The sequence below is a fragment of the Kitasatospora sp. NPDC024654 genome, assembly GCF_055559155.1.
In genome coordinates this window covers 1-2400 of sequence record NZ_JBVHLF010000230.1, presented here as the reverse complement: position 1 = coordinate 2400, position 2400 = coordinate 1, and the positions used below count along the sequence as shown (strand labels likewise).

Sequence of the window (2400 nt, the reverse complement as noted above, 5' to 3'; positions counted from 1 at the left end):
CCGTCGGAAAAGGACCCGAACCACGGGCACCTCGTCGGCGGCCTACTTCACTCTGTGAGGGCCGAGGGGTGAGATTCCCCTCGGCTACTCGGCAGACCATCTAATCGGCGCTCCTACATGCCTGCCAACTGCGGAAGTCAGGCACGGTGGACCACACACGTCTGCACCACTGTGCGGGGCCAGACCGCCTCCACCGCCTGCGGCAGGCCCTTCAGCCCGTCACACACCAGCATCAGCACGTCCTCCACGCCGCGGTTCTTCAACTCGGTGAGCACCCGCAACCAGTGCTTGGCACCCTCGCCACCCTCGCCGCCGGCCCAGACCCCGAGGATGTCGCAGTGGCCCTCGACGGTCACGGCCAGGGCCACGTAGACGGGCCGGTTCGCGACCTGCCCGTCCCTGATCTTCATGTTGATGGCATCGATGCGAGGGGCAGCCCGCGCGATCGCGTCGCCCGGCCGGATGGGCGCCCGCTCGCCCGGCCGTCGGGTTCGTCGACAGCGGCCCCGGGGGAACGCCTTCGGGTAGGGGCGTGGGCCCTGGAAACCGCCCCGCCGACCGGGCCCGGGGAATGTCGGAGGTGGCCGCGGGAGACGCACGGGAGCTGGTCCTCGGTGCCGTTCCTGTCGTGGTGGTCGACCAGGGCGGGGCCGTGGCCGCCGCGCGGGTTGGCGGCTTCGCGGTCCGGGCTCCAGGAAGTGCCGTCGAAGGCGGTCCACCACGGGTTGTCGTTGGTGGACAGCCCCCGTGGACGCGGTACGGCCTGTCGCGAGGACGGCCGGTGCGGGTTTCTGGGCGCTCTTGTGGGAGGGGAGCAACCGGCCCGGCGTCGGCTCGACAAGCCCCGGGGGCCACCAGCCGCTTCGCCTTCGACCGCCGGGCTCCGCCTTCCCCGGTGCCACGCGCCGGCGGCGGGTGCCGGCCGGCGGGCAAGGTGCCGCGCTCCGCGCCGGCACTCGTCCCGGGGGTGGTGTCAGCGTGCCGCCGGTGCGGCCACGGGCGTCCCGGGGACGTAGTGGATGCTGCGGGGCAGCACGGTCAGGTGCTGCTGCTCGGCGGGCAGGGTGTGCTGGACGGTGAGCCGGTAGCGGGCGGTGGTGGCGCCGCCGTCGGTGAGGACGTGGCCGGTGGGGGGGATCAGGGTGTAGAGCGTCCCGGTCTGCGACTCCAGGGCCTGGGGCTCCCAGTGCCGGGTGGCGGGGTTGAACCAGTCCAGGCGGACGTCGTCGGCCTGGAGGTAGGGGCCGTGCTCCGGCGAGAGGACGAGGATCTGCAGGGCCTGGGGGGCCTGGGTGCCCCGGTCGTAGAAGACGCTGAACTCGTGCGCGCGGTGGTCGGCGGGGATCTGGTGGAGGGGCAGCGAGGCGATCCGCAGGGTGGTGTCGTCGGTGGCTCCGGCCCGCGAGACCGCTGCGGCGGTGGCGGCCGTGGCCGGAGCGGTGGCGGCCGTGGCCTGGCCGGCGATGCCGAGGGCGGCCGCGCCTGCCAGCAGCAGGGAGGTGGTGACGGTGGTGGCCCGACGTACAACGGCGCGGTTCATGGTGCTCTCCAAGTGGTTGACCTGTTAACCAAGGTAGGTATGAATGGTTCGCATGTCAACCAAATCGGATAGGATCATCTCCATGAACGAGAACCGCTGGCTGAACGAGCGCGAGCAGAGCGCCTGGCGGGGCCTGCTGACCCTGCAGGCCGACCTGTTCCAGTACCTGGAGCGGCAGTTGCGCAAGCAGAGCGGGATGTCGGGCTCCGACTACTCGGTGCTCGCGAGGCTCTCCGAGGCACCGGACGGGCGGCTCAGGGCCTTCGAGCTCGCGAAGATCCTGCGCTGGGAGAAGAGCCGGCTCTCGCAGCACCTGACGCGGATGGTCAGCCGCGGTCTGGTGGCCCGCGGGCGGTGCCCCACCGATCAGCGCGGCGCGTACGTCATCCTGACCGAGCAGGGGAGACGGGCCGTGGAGGCCGCGGCCGGGCCGCACGTGGCCGACGTGCGGAGGGTGTTCATCGACCACCTCACCCCCGAACAGCTCGACCTGCTCACCGAGCTCGGCAAGCAGGTCGAGGACCGCCTGGCCGAACTCGGGCAGGAGCCGTGAGGCCCGGCTGGCACCGCCTGTGCGACGGCATCGGGGGCTGGGGCCTGCTCGAGGCCTGATCCGATCGGATGCGCCGGGAGGCACCGCGTGGTGCGCGGTCCTCCCGGCGTCGCACGCGCGTGTTGCACTCCGCCGGCTTGCTCCCGTGCTCTGCGACGGCACCCTCTGCGAGCACAGCCCCCGCCTCGCTTGACGAACGGCATGGAGGCACCCCCCGGGGGGGGGGGGGGGGGGGGGGGGGGGGGGGGGGGGGGGGGGGGGGGGGGGGGGGGGGGGGGGGGGGGGGGGGGGGGGGGGGGGGGGGGGG

Annotated in this window: 2 protein-coding genes and 1 pseudogene; 1 reads left to right on the top strand and 2 read right to left on the bottom strand. The window is 73.2% G+C overall.

Going from position 1 to position 2400, the window contains the following annotated elements; genetic code table 11:
• Window positions 1–146: 146 nt before the first annotated feature.
• Together ACZ38L_RS39180 and ACZ38L_RS39175 are read right to left on the bottom strand one after the other, a co-directional pair.
• Window positions 147–425: pseudogene (locus ACZ38L_RS39180) on the bottom strand (transposase); the annotation flags it as partial.
• Between the two features lie 548 nt (window positions 426–973).
• On the bottom strand, window positions 974–1540 hold the full coding sequence (locus ACZ38L_RS39175) for a hypothetical protein (RefSeq protein WP_465702883.1): 567 nt from the start codon (window positions 1538–1540) through the stop codon (window positions 974–976).
• 82 nt (window positions 1541–1622) lie between these two features.
• On the opposite strand from ACZ38L_RS39175, the gene ACZ38L_RS39170 reads away from it, so the two are divergent.
• Window positions 1623–2093 (top strand): MarR family winged helix-turn-helix transcriptional regulator, encoded by a 471-nt coding sequence (locus ACZ38L_RS39170; protein WP_465702881.1) that lies wholly within the window; start codon window positions 1623–1625, stop codon window positions 2091–2093.
• The last annotated feature ends 307 nt before the right edge of the window (window positions 2094–2400 follow it).